The organism is Georgenia sp. SUBG003, assembly GCF_000715355.2.
Classification (GTDB): domain Bacteria; phylum Actinomycetota; class Actinomycetes; order Actinomycetales; family Actinomycetaceae; genus Georgenia.
Genome location: NZ_CP180204.1, coordinates 3,887,612 through 3,902,015, shown reverse-complemented (window position 1 = coordinate 3,902,015; position 14,404 = coordinate 3,887,612). Strand labels below are relative to the sequence as shown.

The 14,404-nt window shown below is 71.9% G+C and carries 10 protein-coding genes, 1 rRNA gene and 16 pseudogenes; 16 read left to right on the top strand and 11 right to left on the bottom strand.

What is annotated here, in order from left to right; all coding sequences use genetic code 11:
- Positions 1 to 25 precede the first annotated feature (25 nt).
- A complete protein-coding gene (locus DA06_RS20875) occupies positions 26 to 175 on the top strand; it encodes a hypothetical protein (protein ID WP_418608360.1) in 150 nt (49 codons plus the stop codon).
- Here the strand turns inward: DA06_RS20875 and DA06_RS20870 are convergent.
- A pseudogene (locus tag DA06_RS20870) lies at positions 151 to 339 on the bottom strand (molybdopterin-binding protein); the annotation flags it as partial. The gene DA06_RS20875 and the pseudogene DA06_RS20870 overlap by 25 nt on opposite strands.
- A 486-nt stretch (positions 340 to 825) precedes the next feature.
- Between DA06_RS20870 and DA06_RS20865 the strand changes: the two are divergent.
- A pseudogene (locus DA06_RS20865) lies at positions 826 to 948 on the top strand (ROK family protein); the annotation flags it as partial.
- A gap of 40 nt (positions 949 to 988) precedes the next feature.
- Positions 989 to 1,250: pseudogene (locus DA06_RS20860) on the top strand (RNA polymerase-binding protein RbpA).
- A 151-nt stretch (positions 1,251 to 1,401) separates the two neighbouring features.
- On the opposite strand, the pseudogene DA06_RS20855 reads toward DA06_RS20860, so the two are convergent.
- Both DA06_RS20855 and DA06_RS20850 read right to left on the bottom strand, forming a co-directional pair.
- Positions 1,402 to 1,874, bottom strand: a pseudogene (locus tag DA06_RS20855) (Na(+)/H(+) antiporter subunit C).
- A gap of 132 nt (positions 1,875 to 2,006) precedes the next feature.
- Positions 2,007 to 2,132, bottom strand: a pseudogene (locus tag DA06_RS20850) (MnhB domain-containing protein); the annotation flags it as partial.
- Positions 2,133 to 2,395: 263 nt separating this feature from the next.
- Between DA06_RS20850 and DA06_RS20845 the strand changes: the two are divergent.
- Positions 2,396 to 2,932, top strand: coding sequence for a pyridoxamine 5'-phosphate oxidase family protein (locus DA06_RS20845; protein WP_052436257.1), 537 nt, complete (start codon positions 2,396 to 2,398; stop codon positions 2,930 to 2,932).
- Positions 2,933 to 3,043: 111 nt separating this feature from the next.
- Here DA06_RS20845 and DA06_RS20840 read toward each other — a convergent pair.
- Positions 3,044 to 3,322, bottom strand: a pseudogene (locus DA06_RS20840) (lipase maturation factor family protein); the annotation flags it as partial.
- On the opposite strand from DA06_RS20840, the gene DA06_RS20835 reads away from it, so the two are divergent.
- Positions 3,273 to 3,908: a hypothetical protein gene (locus DA06_RS20835; RefSeq protein ID WP_418605920.1), complete on the top strand. Its 636-nt coding sequence runs from the start codon at positions 3,273 to 3,275 to the stop codon at positions 3,906 to 3,908. The pseudogene DA06_RS20840 and the gene DA06_RS20835 sit on opposite strands and share 50 nt — an antisense overlap.
- Before the next feature lie 17 nt (positions 3,909 to 3,925).
- Here the strand turns inward: DA06_RS20835 and DA06_RS20830 are convergent.
- Positions 3,926 to 4,392 (bottom strand): annotated as a pseudogene (locus tag DA06_RS20830) (UDP-N-acetyl-D-mannosamine dehydrogenase); the annotation flags it as partial.
- 1,005 nt (positions 4,393 to 5,397) lie between these two features.
- Here DA06_RS20830 and DA06_RS20825 point away from each other — a divergent pair.
- The 3 genes and pseudogenes from DA06_RS20825 to DA06_RS20815 all read left to right on the top strand — a co-directional run.
- Positions 5,398 to 5,937, top strand: a pseudogene (locus DA06_RS20825) (aspartate carbamoyltransferase); the annotation flags it as partial.
- Between the two features lie 52 nt (positions 5,938 to 5,989).
- A complete protein-coding gene (locus tag DA06_RS20820; RefSeq protein ID WP_418605919.1) occupies positions 5,990 to 6,457 on the top strand; it encodes an AraC family transcriptional regulator in 468 nt (155 codons plus the stop codon).
- Positions 6,373 to 6,864 (top strand): annotated as a pseudogene (locus tag DA06_RS20815) (M13-type metalloendopeptidase); the annotation flags it as partial. The gene DA06_RS20820 and the pseudogene DA06_RS20815, both read left to right, overlap by 85 nt.
- 47 nt (positions 6,865 to 6,911) lie before the next feature.
- On the opposite strand, the pseudogene DA06_RS20810 reads toward DA06_RS20815, so the two are convergent.
- Together DA06_RS20810 and DA06_RS20805 are read right to left on the bottom strand one after the other, a co-directional pair.
- Positions 6,912 to 7,127: pseudogene (locus tag DA06_RS20810) on the bottom strand (DUF3052 family protein); the annotation flags it as partial.
- A gap of 405 nt (positions 7,128 to 7,532) precedes the next feature.
- Positions 7,533 to 8,154 (bottom strand): annotated as a pseudogene (locus DA06_RS20805) (5'-3' exonuclease); the annotation flags it as partial.
- 5 nt (positions 8,155 to 8,159) lie between these two features.
- Here DA06_RS20805 and DA06_RS20800 point away from each other — a divergent pair.
- Positions 8,160 to 8,366, top strand: a complete 207-nt coding sequence (locus DA06_RS20800; protein WP_418608137.1) for an aminotransferase class I/II-fold pyridoxal phosphate-dependent enzyme — start codon at positions 8,160 to 8,162, stop codon at positions 8,364 to 8,366.
- Here the strand turns inward: DA06_RS20800 and DA06_RS20795 are convergent.
- Entirely contained in the window at positions 8,350 to 8,754 is a 405-nt protein-coding gene (locus tag DA06_RS20795; protein ID WP_418605918.1) for an ABC transporter permease, read from the bottom strand. The two genes, DA06_RS20800 and DA06_RS20795, sit on opposite strands and share 17 nt — an antisense overlap.
- Here DA06_RS20795 and DA06_RS20790 point away from each other — a divergent pair.
- The 3 genes and pseudogenes from DA06_RS20790 to DA06_RS20780 all read left to right on the top strand — a co-directional run.
- The gene (locus DA06_RS20790; protein ID WP_418605917.1) at positions 8,744 to 9,667 is read left to right on the top strand and encodes an acyltransferase family protein; all 924 of its coding nucleotides are present in this window, start codon (positions 8,744 to 8,746) and stop codon (positions 9,665 to 9,667) included. The genes DA06_RS20795 and DA06_RS20790 overlap by 11 nt on opposite strands.
- Before the next feature lie 897 nt (positions 9,668 to 10,564).
- A complete protein-coding gene (locus DA06_RS20785) occupies positions 10,565 to 10,768 on the top strand; it encodes a LytR C-terminal domain-containing protein (RefSeq protein ID WP_418608135.1) in 204 nt (67 codons plus the stop codon).
- A gap of 4 nt (positions 10,769 to 10,772) precedes the next feature.
- A pseudogene (locus tag DA06_RS20780) lies at positions 10,773 to 11,030 on the top strand (FAD-dependent oxidoreductase); the annotation flags it as partial.
- A 24-nt stretch (positions 11,031 to 11,054) separates the two neighbouring features.
- On the opposite strand, the pseudogene DA06_RS20775 reads toward DA06_RS20780, so the two are convergent.
- Positions 11,055 to 11,376 (bottom strand): annotated as a pseudogene (locus tag DA06_RS20775) (uroporphyrinogen decarboxylase family protein); the annotation flags it as partial.
- Here DA06_RS20775 and DA06_RS20770 point away from each other — a divergent pair.
- The 4 genes and pseudogenes from DA06_RS20770 to DA06_RS20755 all read left to right on the top strand — a co-directional run.
- Positions 11,349 to 11,597: pseudogene (locus DA06_RS20770) on the top strand (hypothetical protein); the annotation flags it as partial. The pseudogenes DA06_RS20775 and DA06_RS20770 sit on opposite strands and share 28 nt — an antisense overlap.
- Before the next feature lie 84 nt (positions 11,598 to 11,681).
- Positions 11,682 to 12,219: pseudogene (locus DA06_RS20765) on the top strand (ribulokinase); the annotation flags it as partial.
- Positions 12,110 to 12,607: an NAD(P)-dependent oxidoreductase gene (locus DA06_RS20760; protein WP_418608133.1), complete on the top strand. Its 498-nt coding sequence runs from the start codon at positions 12,110 to 12,112 to the stop codon at positions 12,605 to 12,607. The pseudogene DA06_RS20765 and the gene DA06_RS20760, both read left to right, overlap by 110 nt.
- Positions 12,574 to 13,083: a PfkB family carbohydrate kinase gene (locus DA06_RS20755; RefSeq protein WP_418608132.1), complete on the top strand. Its 510-nt coding sequence runs from the start codon at positions 12,574 to 12,576 to the stop codon at positions 13,081 to 13,083. Before DA06_RS20760 ends, DA06_RS20755 begins: the two co-directional genes overlap by 34 nt.
- Positions 13,084 to 13,486: 403 nt before the next feature.
- Here the strand turns inward: DA06_RS20755 and rrf are convergent.
- Positions 13,487 to 13,603 (bottom strand): 5S ribosomal RNA (rrf, locus tag DA06_RS20750).
- Positions 13,604 to 13,824: 221 nt separating this feature from the next.
- Positions 13,825 to 14,395 (bottom strand): annotated as a pseudogene (locus DA06_RS20745) (alcohol dehydrogenase catalytic domain-containing protein); the annotation flags it as partial.
- Positions 14,396 to 14,404 lie beyond the last annotated feature (9 nt).

Sequence of the window (14,404 nt, the reverse complement as noted above, 5' to 3'; positions counted from 1 at the left end):
AGCAACAAACTGGTCCGCGGTCGGGGTGAGCCCCCCGCCGGGCGAGCGCCGCCTCGAGGAGCTCGCGCGCGTCGTCGCGCACGTCGATCCCGACGCGAAGGCCGCCGCGACGGCGTCGGCGGTGATGTCGTCGTGGGTGGGGCCGATCCCGCCGGACGTGAACACGTGCGTGTAGCCGGCGCGCAGGGCGTTGAGCGCCTCGACGATGACCTCGTGGTCGTCGGGCACCACGCGGATCTCGCGCAGGTCGATCCCGACCCGGGTCAGCTCCCCGGCGAGGTGGTACGCGTTGGCCTCGCGGGTGCGTCCGGACAGGATCTCGTCACCGATGACGAGCATGGCGGCGGTGGGGTTCGGCATGGGCTGAGCCTAGGCGGATCGGCGGATGAGGAAGAGGTAGGGTCCGGGACCACTGCCGGAGTGTGGGGGTCGAGTGCCCCGCCGGAGCCTTGACGACCACCGGCGCGGGGAACACCATCGGGAGTTGATCGCACTGGGCGATGAGCGCCCGGCACGATGCCGACTCGGCTGGCGGTGCCCGTGATGAGTCCCTGACCCTCACCACTCCTCGCCGACCTTCTGCTCGTAGAGCACCTGCTCGGGCCGCTGGCGCGCATGGTCGACCAGGTAGTCGGTGATGCTGCGCGCCGGGTCGACCTCGACCGGCGAGGGGTGGTGAACTCGTCCATGCTGTCTCCATCGGCAGAGGGGGCGTCCGTATGGTGCACATTATCGGCCGGAACGGCTCGTCGGCGTGCCTCTCGCACCGAACACGCCGGAGCCGCGAAGATGCCGGCGAGACTTTTGACGAACGAGGTGGGACTTATGCTGACAATCGGCGTTGACATCGGCGGGACCAAGATCGCGGCCGGGGTCGTGGACGAGGACGGGCGGCTGGGCGCGACGGCCACCTTCCCGACGGACCCCACGGACCCGGGGGCGATCGAGCACGCGTGGTCACGGCCGTGGCGCAGCTGCGGGAGCGTGGGTGAGCTACTGGTGCGCCAACGGGCACGAGGTCCGGCCGAGCTTCGCCAAGGAGCCTGACATCCGTGATCCCCCGAGGTGTGGGACTGCCCGCGCTGCGGCCTCCCCGGCCGGGCAGGACAAGGACAACCCTCCCCGTGCCGCCCAAGAACGAGCCGTACAAGACTCACCTCGCCTACGTGAAGGAGCGGCGCTCCGACGAGGACGGTGCCGCCCTCCTGGAGGAGGCCCTCGCCGCCCTTCGCGAACGCCGCGGTAACTGAGCCCCAGGACTGCGTCTACGCCCCTCCGGCCGTTGGTCGGAGCGTAGACGTCTCTGGCGGCACACCGGTTGGCGCGCGCGGGAGGATGGCCGTGCAGACGGCGCGTTCTCTGTAGCGCGCGGAGATGCTCTGTTCTTCGGGCGTGCCGGGGTTATCCGGCGTGCTGGCGTGCTGGCGCGCTGGCGTGCCGGGTTGGTCGTCGTGGCGGGTCCCGCGCTGCCTTCCGGGCCTCAGAACGGTGGGTCGCCGTTGGCGAGGAGGTCGGCCCAGCGGGTGGTGGCTGCATGCGGCGGTCCTCGAGGTCGTCCTGCACCTCGTCGTGGCCGTTGAGCTGCCAGGACCGGTACGCCATCGCGAGCAGGAAGGCGGTCATGCCGAGGGTGATGACGATGGCGGTGAGCACCATGGCCTGCGGCAGGGGGTCGGACATGTCCTCGGGGCGGTCTCGCCGAGCAGCGGAGGACCGCCGGCGTCGCCGCCGGCGACGAGCATGAGCACGTTGACGCCGTTGCCGACCAGGGCGATGCCGATGATGACGCGGCTCAGGGAGCGCTCGAGCAGCAGGTAGACGCCGGTGCCGACGAGCACGGCGACGAGGAGGACCAGGGACAGGTTGGGGGCCATGTCGATGTTCATCGGGCACCTCCTCGCCGGCTGGGCTTCGTCGTCGCGCCGGGCGTCCGGCGCCGGCACGGCGTCGTCGGTCACGTGGGCGGGGTCGTCGAAGGCGACGTCGGGCGCCTGGTTGCCCTCGATCTCGCCGTGGCGGTCCACCTCGGCGCCGAGCGAGCGCAGGATGTCGAGCACGAGACCGATGACCACGAGGTAGACACCGATGTCGAAGAACAGCGCCGTGGCGAGGTGGACGTCGCCGACAAGCGGACCGCATCCCCACTCACGAGGGCGGGGAAGACCCATGAGCCCACATCAGTCCAGAGTTCGCCAGAACGATCCCACGAGGGAGCGCCCTCGCGGGAGGGCGGAAACACCCTCCCGGGCAGCTCCCGCCCACCCTTCCCCGAGGGGCCCAGGGTGGGCCCGGGGGCGCTCGCTGCCCGGCCCGGGTGCCCCCCGTCGGGCTCCCGCCCACGGGCCTGGGCAGACGTCCCTTTCGGGCGTCTCGACAGGCGACTGCGGGTGACCGCATGAGCGCGAAGCCCACCGCCGGTCGGACCGCTCAGGACGTCACGGCGCTGCCCCAGGGCGACGTGGGCCTGCTGCGCTCACCGGTCGCCCAGGCCCTCCTCCGCTCCACCGAACTGGCTCGGGTGGCGTACGTCGCCCACGACGGCACGCCCCGCGTGTTTCCCATGCTGTTCCACTGGAGCGGCACCGAGCTGGTCCTCTGCACGTTCGCGGGCGCGCGCAAGATCCGAGCCATCAGAGCCCGCCCCGGCATCGCGGTGACGATCGACGCCGCGGCCACGCCTCCGCAGGTCCTCCTGCTGCGCGGAGACGCCGTCGTCACGGACGTCGACGGCATCGTCCCGGAGTACGTCCTGGCGCATCGCCGCTACGCCGGCCGGCAGCAGGGCGACGCCAACGTGGCTGCCGTCGACCGCCCGGGCGTCCGCATGGCGCGGATCGCTCTGCGGCCCTCCTGGGTGGGCGTGCTCGACTTCGTGACCAGGCTGCCGGGCGCTGTCTCCCCCGAGGTCTTCGCCGAGCGAGGCAGCGCATGACGAACGGCCGCCGAGGTGTCTCGCGCAGTGGTCCGGCCGCCCCGGCTCCCCCGGGTCCGCCTCGAGCAGGCGGCGCAGCAGCATGGTGAACCACCGGTGCTGGGACGGTGAGCCGAGCGCCAGGAACCACATTCCCCAGTCCAGCCGCAGGTGGTACGGCGCGTACTGGCGTGGCCGGCGGTCGACCCGCCCCGGCTTCCCCTTGAACCCGTACTCGTGCCAGTCCGTGGTGAACGGGTCGTCGTCCTCCGTGCCCTCGACCACCACCTCCGAGCGGCGCCGCGTGATCGACCCGGCGCCGTAGGCACCGACGAGGTGCCACCGGTTGAACGAGGCGTTCATGGCCTGGCGCCTCGAGACCAGATTCTTCGCCGGCCACCAGCTCAGCACCACCAGCAGCAGGCTCACGGCCAGCACCACGACCACGAACCACACCGGCGACGGCGCGTGGGAGGCCTCGCCGAGCGGGAGGACCCGGGCGAGGACGTCGTCGGACACCGCGGAGAACGCCAGGACCATGGTGAGCCAGTTCAGCCACGCGAAGTTGCCGGACGTCGGCCACGCCGGCGAGCTGCACCCCAAGGTGAGCGCGGCGCTGGAGCTGCCGCAGCGGACCGTGGCGTTCGAGCTCGACCTCGACGCCGTCCTCGCCGCCGGCCCGGCCGAGCCGGTCCAGGTGGACCCGGTCTCGACGTTCCCGCTGGCGAAGGAGGACGTCGCGCTCGTGGTCGACGACTCCGTGCCTGCCGCCGACGTGCTCGCGGCCGTCGTCGAGGGTGCCGGGGACCTGGCCGAGGAGGTGCGTCTCTTCGACGTCTACACCGGCGACCAGCTGGGGGAGGGCAAGAAGTCACTCGCGTTCGCGCTCCGGCTGCGGGCCGCGGACCGCACGCTCACGGCGGAGGAGACCGCCGGAGTCCGCAGACGCATCGTCAAGGTCGCCGGCAAGCGGGTCGGGGCGGTGCTGCGTGGCTGACGCTACGGCGGGCGCGTCGCCGGATTGACGTCGCGGAAGGAGTTCTCCGCGAGCTTGGCCAGCTCGGCCGTGCGGGCGTCCGTGAGCAGCAGCTCAGCGTCGCAGAACGTGGCATACAGGTCCCGGGCACGCGCCGCGCGTCGGGGGTGATACCACCGATGATGCGGTCATTGGTGACGAGCTCGACCATGATCCGGCCCGGCAGCACACGCTCGGGGCAGTGCGCGAATCCCACGACGGGGCGTCCCCCCTCGCCGTGCAGCGACAGGTCCGGGCGCGCCCCCAGGATCCGGTCGGCGATCCGCTGCGTCGTCCCCGGCGGTGACGTGGACTCGAGGATGACGAGCTCGCCTCCGCGCAGGACGCCGGCGATAGCGTCCGTGGCCGCGTCGATCCAGGACAGGTCGGCATGGTGGTCGTCGTCGAACGGAGTCGGTACGGCGACGATGTAGACGTCCGCCTGCGGCGTCTGGCGCTGGGCGGTGGGTGGCGCGGCCGGTCGGCGTCTCGGGCTGGCTTTCCATCCGGGGTCATCCTCCCACGTCGACCCCACGACGACGGACGGCGGCGCCCGAGGGTCGCCGCCGTCCGCCGTCGTGGCTGCGGGTCAGATCGCCTGCGGCTGGCCCCGGACTCGACGTTGCTCAGGAGCGACTCGAGGTAGCTCTTCAGGCGGGTGCGGTAGTCGCGCTCGAAGGTGCGCAGCTCGTCGATCTTGCGCTCCAGGAGCGAACGCTCCTGCTCGAGCTGGGTGAGGGTGCGGTTGTGCTGGTCCTCGGCCTCCTTGATGATGCGCGCGCCCTCGGCCTGCGCCTCGGAGACGATCCGCTCACCCTCCTCGCGGCCGTTGTTGACGTACTCGTCGTGCAGGCGCTGCGCCAGGGCCAGCATGCCGGTGGCGGACTCGGGCTCGTTCCCGCCGCCGGCCGGGGCCTGGGTCTGCACGGGAGCGGCCTGCTGAGCATCCCGGGCGATGCCCGCGGCTGGAGCGACCCGCCGCTATCCCACGCAGGTGTGCTGGCGCTTAGGGCTCGATGGCTGGAGGGGCGCCTCGCGCGGCCCGGGCTCGCTGTCGTCCCCCCTCGCTCGGGCATAGACACATTTCGGGCGGCTTCCCGGGCTGCGGGACCCATGCCAGCCGACCACGCAGCTCTCCACCTCTGCTCACGCGTGCGAGTGACGTGCATCCGCTGCGACCGCCACTGGCGCCTGTCCAGCTTGGCGCGTACGTGCGCGCAGGAACGGGTCCCGACGAGGCCTGCTCGCGCCGGTCCTGATTCGCGCACAGTCCGGAAAAGGGTGTTGTCGCCGCGAAATCCGTGAGGCTCTCGCGGCCCTGGCCCGCTAGGCCCGCTAGGGGAGAGGGAGGTGACCGCGCGAGGGAGAGGTTGGTCCGACCGGTCGCTTCCCCCTTCCTGCGGGTGCGGCGGCGGACGTAGCATGCTGTGGCGAATCGAGGTGGCGGTGGGCGTCAGGATCGCGCTGCTCGGTGACTTCTCGGTCGAGGTGGACGGGGAGTCGGTGCCGCACGGGGGTGGTGATCCGCCACCACGACTCCGGCGCGCCCCACCGGCTGGCCCACGCCGGCTGGATCGACGTGCCCGTCCTCAACGCGGGCGACGGCACCCACCAGCACCCGACCCAGGCTCTGCTCGACGCCTTCACCTTGCGCCGCCACCTCACCACGGGCGGCGACTCGCCCGCCCCCGAGGGCTCGTCGCTGGAGGGGGCGTCCGTGATCATCGTCGGCGACGTCCTGCACTCCCGGGTCGCCCGCTCCGACGTGCAGCTGCTGCACACGCTCGCGCGAAGGTCACACTCGTCGCGCCCCCCGACCCTGCTGCCCGTCGGCATGGAGTCCTGGCCCTGCACGGTGAGCTACGACCTCGACGCCGCCATCGAGGAGGCACGCCCGGACGCGGTGATGATGCTGCGGGTCCAGCGCGAGCGGATGTCCTCCGCGGGCGGCGGGTTCTTCCCGTCGCCGCAGGAGTACCACCGCCGCTACGGTCTCGACGGCGCCCGGCTCGGCCGCTCCCGGCACGCGGCCGGGGGCCGTCACGCACTGGATGGCCGCCGACATGCTCGCCGACCGCCATCCTGACGTCGCCATGAACGCCTCCGTCCTGTACGTGGACCACGGCGACGTGCTCACCTCCGCAGGAACGGCGTCGGCGATCGACGCCTGCCTGCATCTTGTCCGCAGCCGGCTCGGGGCCCAGGCGGCCAACCGGGTGGCACGCAGGCTGGTGGTCGCCCCCCACCGCGAGGGCGGGCAGGCTCAGTACATCGAACGGCCTCTTCCCGCACGCTCCACCGACGACCCGGTCTCGCGAGTGCTCGAGTGGGCGTTGCAGCACCTCGACGAGTCGCTGACGGTCGATCGGCTGGCCGCCGTCGCCCACATGAGCAGGCGGAACTTCATCCGCGCCTTCCGTGGCGCTACGGGTGCCACGCCGGCGGCGTGGGTTCGGTCGCGGCGCTGGACGAGGCGCGACGCTGCCCGGAGGCCGACGACGCCTGGAACTACGGCGGCATCGGCGCCGTAGTCGGCCACGAGATCGGCCACGGCTTCGACGACCAGGGCTCGAAGTACGACGGCACCGGCCGGCTCACGGACTGGTGGACGCCCGAGGACCGCGCGGAGTTCGAGAAGCGCACCAAGGCCCTCATCGGCCAGTACGACGCGTACTCCCCCGCGCAGCTCGACGGCAGCCACCACGTCAACGGCGCCCTGACGATCGGGGAGAACATCGGCGACCTCGGCGGCCTGTCCATCGCGATCAAGGCCTACGACATCGCGCTGCGCCAGCAGGGCCTCGGCGGCGTGGACGGCGGTGATCGACGGGCTGACCGGCCTGCAGCGGGTGTTCTACTCCTGGGGCCGGATCTGGCGCTCGAGTCGCGGGACGCCGACGCGATCCTGCTGCTGAACGTCGACCCGCACTCGCCCGCGGAGTTCCGCTGCAACGGGGTGGTGCGGAACATGGACGCCTTGAGGACCCAGATCAGCCCGCCGCCGTCGTCGAGGTTGGACTGGGCGTCGACGAGCAGGTCGGTCAGCTCCTCCTGCCCGCCGTCGTCGGCACGCCACCAGATCAGGGTGCCGTCGCAGACGTCGTCGTAGTCCTCGTCGACCAGCTCGTTACCGGTGGCTTCCGCCACGGCCTCGCGCACCCCAGGGTCGACGTCGTCGTCGTAGAGAAACTCCTGGATCACCTGCCCGGTGGTGAAGCCGAACCTGCTGCCGGCTCCCGCGCCCGCGCTGACTGCCACGTGTGTCCTTACCTTCCCGGCCGGCGGTGCGGCCCGTGCTCCGTGCTTTCCCCGCGTCCGCGGGGGGCGTGTGGTCAAGCCCACCGTAGTGCGCCCCTCGCGCGCAAGCCCGCAGGACGGCGCGAGGACCTCGGGCGGCGCGTGTCAGCAGTCTCACACGTCCGCGTCGACCCAAGGTTCGCCAGCAGCTGGGTCAAGGTAAGACAATGGTCCTACCCTGAACGAAGGTGTGGCACCGCCAGCGTCGTCACCGTCGACGCCCAACGAAAGAGGGAACGCGTGAGTTCACGAGACGAGTCCTCGCCGCTGATCAAGGGACTCCTCAGCCAGGTGAAGGACATCGACACCGACGGGTGCGTCACGGGCCACCTGGACGACGGTCGGGGCGACGGCGAGATAGTCCCGGGCCGCACGGAACTTCGCCTGCTGGCCGGCGCTGACCTCGCCGCTCTCCACCGCGGCCAGCACCCCGGCGAGGGTGCCATGCTTGCGCAGCAGCGACGCGGCGGTCTTCTCCCCCACGCCGGGAACCCCCCGGCAGGCCGTCGCTGGGGTCGCCGCGCAGGGTGGCCATGTCCGCGTAGGCCGCACCGGTCGGCACGCCGTAACGTTCCTGCAGCGCCGCCTGGTCCACGACCTGGAGGTTCTTCACGCCCTTGACCGGGTACAGCACGGTGACGCCGGCGTCGTCGTCGACGAGCTGGAAGAGGTCGCGGTCCCCGGTCACCACCTCCACCGCGCCCCGCTCCCCGTCTCTCGCGGTCACCTCCCGGGCCACGAGGGTGCCGATGACGTCGTCCGCCTCGAAGCCGGGAGCGCCGACGCGCGCGATCCCGAGCGCCGCCAGCGCCTCGACGATGACCGGCACCTGGGCGGTCAGCGCCGCAGGCACCTGCTCGCCGCCGTCGGAAGCGAGCCGGTGCTCCTTGTAGGACGGGATGGCGGCCACCCGGAACGCCGGGCGCCAGTCGACCTCTGGAGCGCCGGCCCCCGGGCGGCGACGGGGACGCGTACGCGGCCGCCCTCGCGCAGCATGGGGTGTACGTGCTGTCCGGACGGTTGTTCGGCGCGCCCGGGCACTTCCGGATCAGCCTGACCGCGACCATGGACACCGTCGAGCGGGCGCTTCCCGCCATGCTGGGCGTGGCCGCGCGGGCCGGCGTGCCTACACCTCCAGCCTGAGGGCCTGGCGCCAGGTGAGCGCGGTGCCGCCCTGCAGCACCGCGCGCTGGTAGACCCGCTCCCCCAGCCGCACCAGCAGGTAGGCCGTGACGGCGGTGACCGCCAGCGAGACCACCGGCTCCCACATCGGCACCTCCCCGCCCAGCATGCGCACGGGCATCGCCACGGAGGAGACCACCGGGACGTAGGACGCCACCGTCAGCAGCGTGCCGGTGGCGAACATGCCCGCGAAGGTCGCCACCATGATCACGCCCATGATGGGGCCGGTGTTGGACTGCAGGTCCTCGCTGCGGCTGGCCAGCGAGCCGAGCACGGCGAACACGGCGGCGAGCGCCACCCTGGTGTCCGGGCTGGCGCTGCAGCTCCTCGACCACGACGTGAAGGTCATCCTGCCGACCTATGCGGTGCTGTTCCTGGTCGCCGTCGCCGTGGCCCGCCTGCCGGACGCCTGGCTGCTGGTGTGCGCCGCCGGGGCGACGGTGCTCGGGCCGCTCGTCTGGATCGCCGGCCAGCGGGGCACAGACTTCGACATGGAGCCCGCGACCCTCGCCAACGCGCCGGCCGAGATCCTCTCCGCCGTGGTCCTCAGCGGGCCCTACCCCGTGGTGACCTGGGTCGCGCCGTTCCTCCTCGGGATGTGGCTCGGCCGCCGTGACCTGACCGACGCTGCGCTGCAGGTGCGGCTCGCCGTCGTCGGGGCGGCTGCGGGGATCGGCGGGATGGTGGTCTCACGCGTGCTCGTCGGGCTGGTGGGCCAGCCGGGTGAGGAGGTGGGGCCGGACCGCCTGGTCTCCGCCGTCGCGCACTCGCAGATGCCGCTGTGGCTGCTCAGCGGGACGGGCAGCGCGGTGCTCGTCGTCGCCGTCGCGCTTCTTCTCGTGCCACGGGCCGGGGCCTGGGTCCGGCCGCTCGTCGCCGTCGGTCAGCTGTCGCTGACCGTCTACGTCGCGCACCTCTTCGTCATCGCGGCCCTGGTGCGGCCGGGCCCCGGGTCGGCCGCCGACGGCCTGGTGTCAGCTTCCACACCTCCTCGCCGAAGGTGCGCACCATCATCAGCGGCCGTGAGCCCGGACGCGCGACCACCAGCAGGAAGACGACGGCGAACAGGGCCAGCAGCCAGCGGACGAAGCGGTGGCTGCCGACGTACCGGACGCCGTCGACGAGGTCGTCGAGGTAGCCGGGGCGCTCGCCGTCGGGGGCGCACCAGGCGCGGGACGGAGAGCACGGCGAGCAGGCCGATGCCGATCACCGCGGTGACGACGTCGACGAAGAAGACCGCCACGATCGAGAAGTTGGCGTAGACGACGGCCGCCGCAGCAGGTGCGAGCAGCACCATGGCGGACTGGATGGTCCCGTTGATGCCGTTGACCCGCATCAGCTTGGCCGTCGGGACGATCTGGGGGGAGAAGGGAGGTGACGGCGGGCGTCTGCACCCCGGCGCCGGCCGAGCGGATCGCGAGCGTGGCGTACACCAGCCACAGGTCCGTCACCCCGGCGAGCATGAGCAGCGCGAGCGCGAGAGTCGAGGCCGCGATGACGGCGTCCGCGGTCATGACCAGCAGCTTGCGGTCGTGCCGGTCCGCCCACACGCCGCCGAAGATCGACACGACGGCCTGGGGCAGGAAGCCGAACAGCGCAGCCAGCGCCATGACGGAGCCCGACCGCGTCTCCGCCTATGTGGCGGACGATCCCTCCCACCATCTCCTGCCGTCCTGCGCCCATCTCCATGGCCAGGTACCTCGATGCGGCCTGGCCCGCGGCCGAAGGAGTCAGCAGACTGACCAAGGTGGCGAGCGCCACGCCGGCACTGACCGACGAGAGCACCGCGGGCCCGCGACGCGACCGACCACGACGTTGAAGGCAAACGCGCGCCACCCTGGACCAGGACGCCGATGCTGCTGAAGAAGGAGTCGCGGACGAGCGTGGGTGTGGTGCGAGTCATGCGGGACTCGACGCCGACGTTCCGTGAAGGGCATGTGACACCGGGCGGACGCCAGCAGGGCGGTTCGAGGCACGGCAGCACCGGGCCCGGGACTCGACGGCCGTGGACACCGGGCGATCCTCTCACGCGGCGCCGACCATGGGGACGCCGCGGTTCCGAGTGGTGCCCGCAGCAATGGGACACTGTTCGCCGACTCCCGCGGCCGAATCGCCCGGGAGCGTCAGCAACCGGAGAGTGAGACGGACGCGTCGGCACGCTGGCGGGCGAGGGCTTCACCGGCGGCGTCGCCGACGACTACACCTCGGGCACCCCGGCCACCACCACGCTGTACTACAACAACCCGGAGCTGCAGGCCACCGCCGAGGAGGTCGCACGCCTCCTGAACATCGGGAACGTGGTCGAGAGCTCGAGCGCCACGCAGGCGATCGCCATCGTCCTCCGGTCGGACTACCAGGGCTGATGCCATGACCCGCGAGGTGCGGGACGCCGTCGTCGTCGGCTCGGGGCCCAACGGCCTGGCCGCCGCGGTGACGCTCGCGCGCGCGGGCCTCGACGTCCTCCTCCTCGAGGCGCAGCCCACGCTCGGCGGCGGGGCACGCACCCTGGACCTCGGCCTCGCGCCCGGGCTCGTGCACGACGTGTGCTCCGCCGTTCATCCTCTCGCCCTGGCGAGCCCCTTCCTGCGCTCGTTCGACCTGCGGGCGCGCGGCGTGGAGGTCGTCGTCGGTCGCCCGGGCGGTGGTCAGGAGGCGGTCCACGTCGCTCGCGGTGCGCACGGGCTCCGCCACCACGGGGCCCACGCCGGGGACGATCTCCACCTCGCGCGGCCAGCTTGAGCGGCACCACGATGTCCGAGAACAGGATCGCCGCGTCGACCCCGTGGCGGCGCACCGGCTGCAGCGTGATCTCGGCCGCGAGCTCGGGGCGCAGGCACGCGTCGAGCATCCCGACCCCCTCGCGCAGGCTCCGGTACTCCGGCAGCGAGCGGCCGGCCTGTCGCATGAACCACACCGGAAGGGTGTCGGGTCGGTCACCACGAAATGCCCGGAGCAGCGCGGGGGCGGGCATTTCCACGGATACGTCGGCGGGGTGGTCGAATTCGTCACGGGGGCCATTGTGCCTGGCCGCCGGCGGAATGGTTCAATGTGGGTCTTGTGGTGCTTCTGATGCTCTCCGCCAACCACCACGACCTGGACCTCGCCGACATCGACCGCCTCAGCTCCGGTGCGAACGCCCTCGGCCGTCAGGTCGTGGCGGAAGACCCTGCCGTCAACGGGGCCGTCGTGCTGGCCACGTGCAACCGCTTCGAGGTCTACCTCGACGCCGACGAGGCCGGGGGCGAGGCCGTGCTGAGCGCGCACGCGGACGAGGTGCTGCCGCCCGAGTGGGCGTTGCAGGTGCCGGCGGACTACGTCGAGGTGCTGAGGTCGCCGTTCCGGGGGCGCTCGCGGCCGCGGGGGTGGACCCGGGTGACGTCGTGGGTGTCGGGACGGACTTCACCGCGTGCACGATGGTGCCGGTGCGGGCGGACGGCACCCCGTTGTGCGAGCTGGAGGAGTTCGCGGGCGCCCGCACGCGTACGTGAAGCTGTGGAAGCACCACGCGGCGCAGGGCCAGGCGGACCGGATCAACGAGCTCGCCCACGCGCGCGGGGAGGCCTGGATCGGCCGGTACGGAGGGTTCATCTCCAGCGAGTGGGAGTTCGCCAAGGGGCTCCAGCTGCTGGAGGAGGACCCGGAGGTCTACGCGGCGATGGACCACTGGGTCGAGGCCGCGGACTGGATCGTGTGGCAGCTGACCGGTGAGTACGTGCGCAACGCGTGCACGGCCGGGTACAAGGGCATCTACCAGGACGGGGCGTACCCGTCGGAGGAGTTCCTCGCGGCGCTCAACCCGGCGTTCGGCTCGTTCGGCTGCCGGAGCACGCGGTCGTCGTCAACACCTCCCGCGGCGGCGTCGTCGACACCGATGCACTCGTCGCGCCCTGCGGTCCGGGCACCTGCTGGGGGCGGGCCTCGACGTCTTCGAGACCGAGCCGCTGCCTGCCGATCACCCGCTCACGCAGTTCGACCGGGTCGTCCTCACCCCCGCACGCGGGCTTCTACACCGAGGAGTCCTACGCGGAGCTCAAGCGGCGCACCGTCCAGAACGTGGTGGACGTCGTCGCCGGACGGCGGCCGCGCAACATCCTCAACCCCGTCCGTCCTCGAGGCGCCCGGTGAGCCACGGCTCGACGCGCCCCCGGGCGTCGCCCCGCTGCCGGAGGTGCTCTGCATCGGGGAGACCATGGCGATGGTGACCTCGACGGACGCCGGCCCGGTCGCGACGGCGGAGACCTTCACCATCTCCGCGGGCGGGGCCGAGTCGAACCTCGCGCAGTACCTTGCCGAGCTCGGCGTTCCGACGGCGTGGATCTCCGCGCTCGGCGCCGACCCGCTCGGCGACCGGGTGCTCGCGGCGATCTCGGCGTCCGGCGTCGACACCCGGTGGGTCGCGCGCGACCCGGGCGCGAACACGGCGGTGTACGTGAAGGACCCCGGCGCGAGGGTCTACTACTACTACCGCCGCGGCTCCGCGGCCTCTCGGCTCGGCCCGATGCACGTCTCGGGCTGGCCGGTCGCGACCGCCCGGTGGGTGCACGTCTCCGGGATCACCCCGGCCCTGTCGGAGACCTGCCGCGCGCTGGTCCCACGGTCGAAGCCACCCTCACGGCGCGGCCCACGCTCGAAGCCGCCCTCACGACGCTCGCCACCACGACGGGCGTCACGGTCGTAACCACCCTCACGCCGACGTTCGCCGGGACCGCTCCCCCGGCCGTAGCTGCCCGCACCCGAACCACCGGACCCATCGGTCCGACGCTCTCGGTCGTCTGGGCGTCGACCGGTGGCTCCGCCACCGTCGCCCCGCCCACGACCACGCCCGCGATCCTCGGACCATGGCCGGTCGGACCGGCCATCCCTGGCACGGCGATCGGGCCCTCGATCGGGACCGTCACCAGAACGTCGGCCGGCATCCCGATGATTCGGCTCCGAACCCTTGCGCTTGTAACCGTCGTCCTGGTTGTTCCCTGACGTGGACATATTTCCTCTCGCGGACTTATTCCGCATGCATCTGTGCTGGATGTTCGAGAAACGCAAGGAGGCCGCAACTGTAAAGTTGCGGCCTCCTTGTAACGGGTGTTCGGCGGTGTCCTACTCTCCCACACAGTCTCCCGTGCAGTACCATCGGCGCTGAGGGGCTTAGCTTCCGGGTTCGGAATGGGACCGGGCGTTTCCCCCTCGCTGTGACCGCCGTAACTCTATGGAGATATCGGTGCCCGACCGGCCGGGTCGGGGGTGCGTATCTCGGGAACCGCACAGTGGACGCGTAGCACTCTTCGTTTCTTCCAACACGTGTTGGTGTTGTGGCAAGTTGTCGGCCAATTAGTACCGGTCAGCTCCACGCGTTGCCGCGCTTCCACGTCCGGCCTATCAACCCAGTGGTCTGCTGGGGGCCTTCCCACCACGAGGGTGGTGGGAGCTTGGCGCCGGCGATCGCGGCGTCGCCGACGCCGCCGCAGCCGATGACGGCGACCGACTCGCCGCGCTTGACCTCGCCGGTGTTGATCGCGGCTCCGATGCCGGCCATGACGCCGCAGCCGAGCAGGCCGGCGACCTCGGGTGCCGCCTGCGGGTCGACCTTGGTGCACTGGCGCTCGTGGACGATCGTCCTCTCGATGAACGCGCCGATGCCGAGCGCGGGGGTGAGCTCGGTGCCGTCGGTCAGCGTCATCTTCCTGCTCGCGTTGTGCGTGGCGAAGCAGTACTTCGGCTCGCCGCGCCTGCAGGCGCGGCACTCCCCCGCACACGGCGCGCCAGTTGAGGACCACGTAGTCGCCGACCGCGACGTGCGTGACGCCCTCGCCGACGGCGGAGACTCGCCCGGCGGCCTCGTGCCCGAGGAGGAAGGGGAACTCGTCGTTGATGCCGCCATCGCGGTAGGAGAGGTCCGTGTGGCAGACCCCGCACGCCTCGATGTCGACGATGACGTCGCCCGGGCCCGGGTCGGGCACCACGACGTCGACGATCTCGACCTCGGACGCTAGCACGGTGCTCGC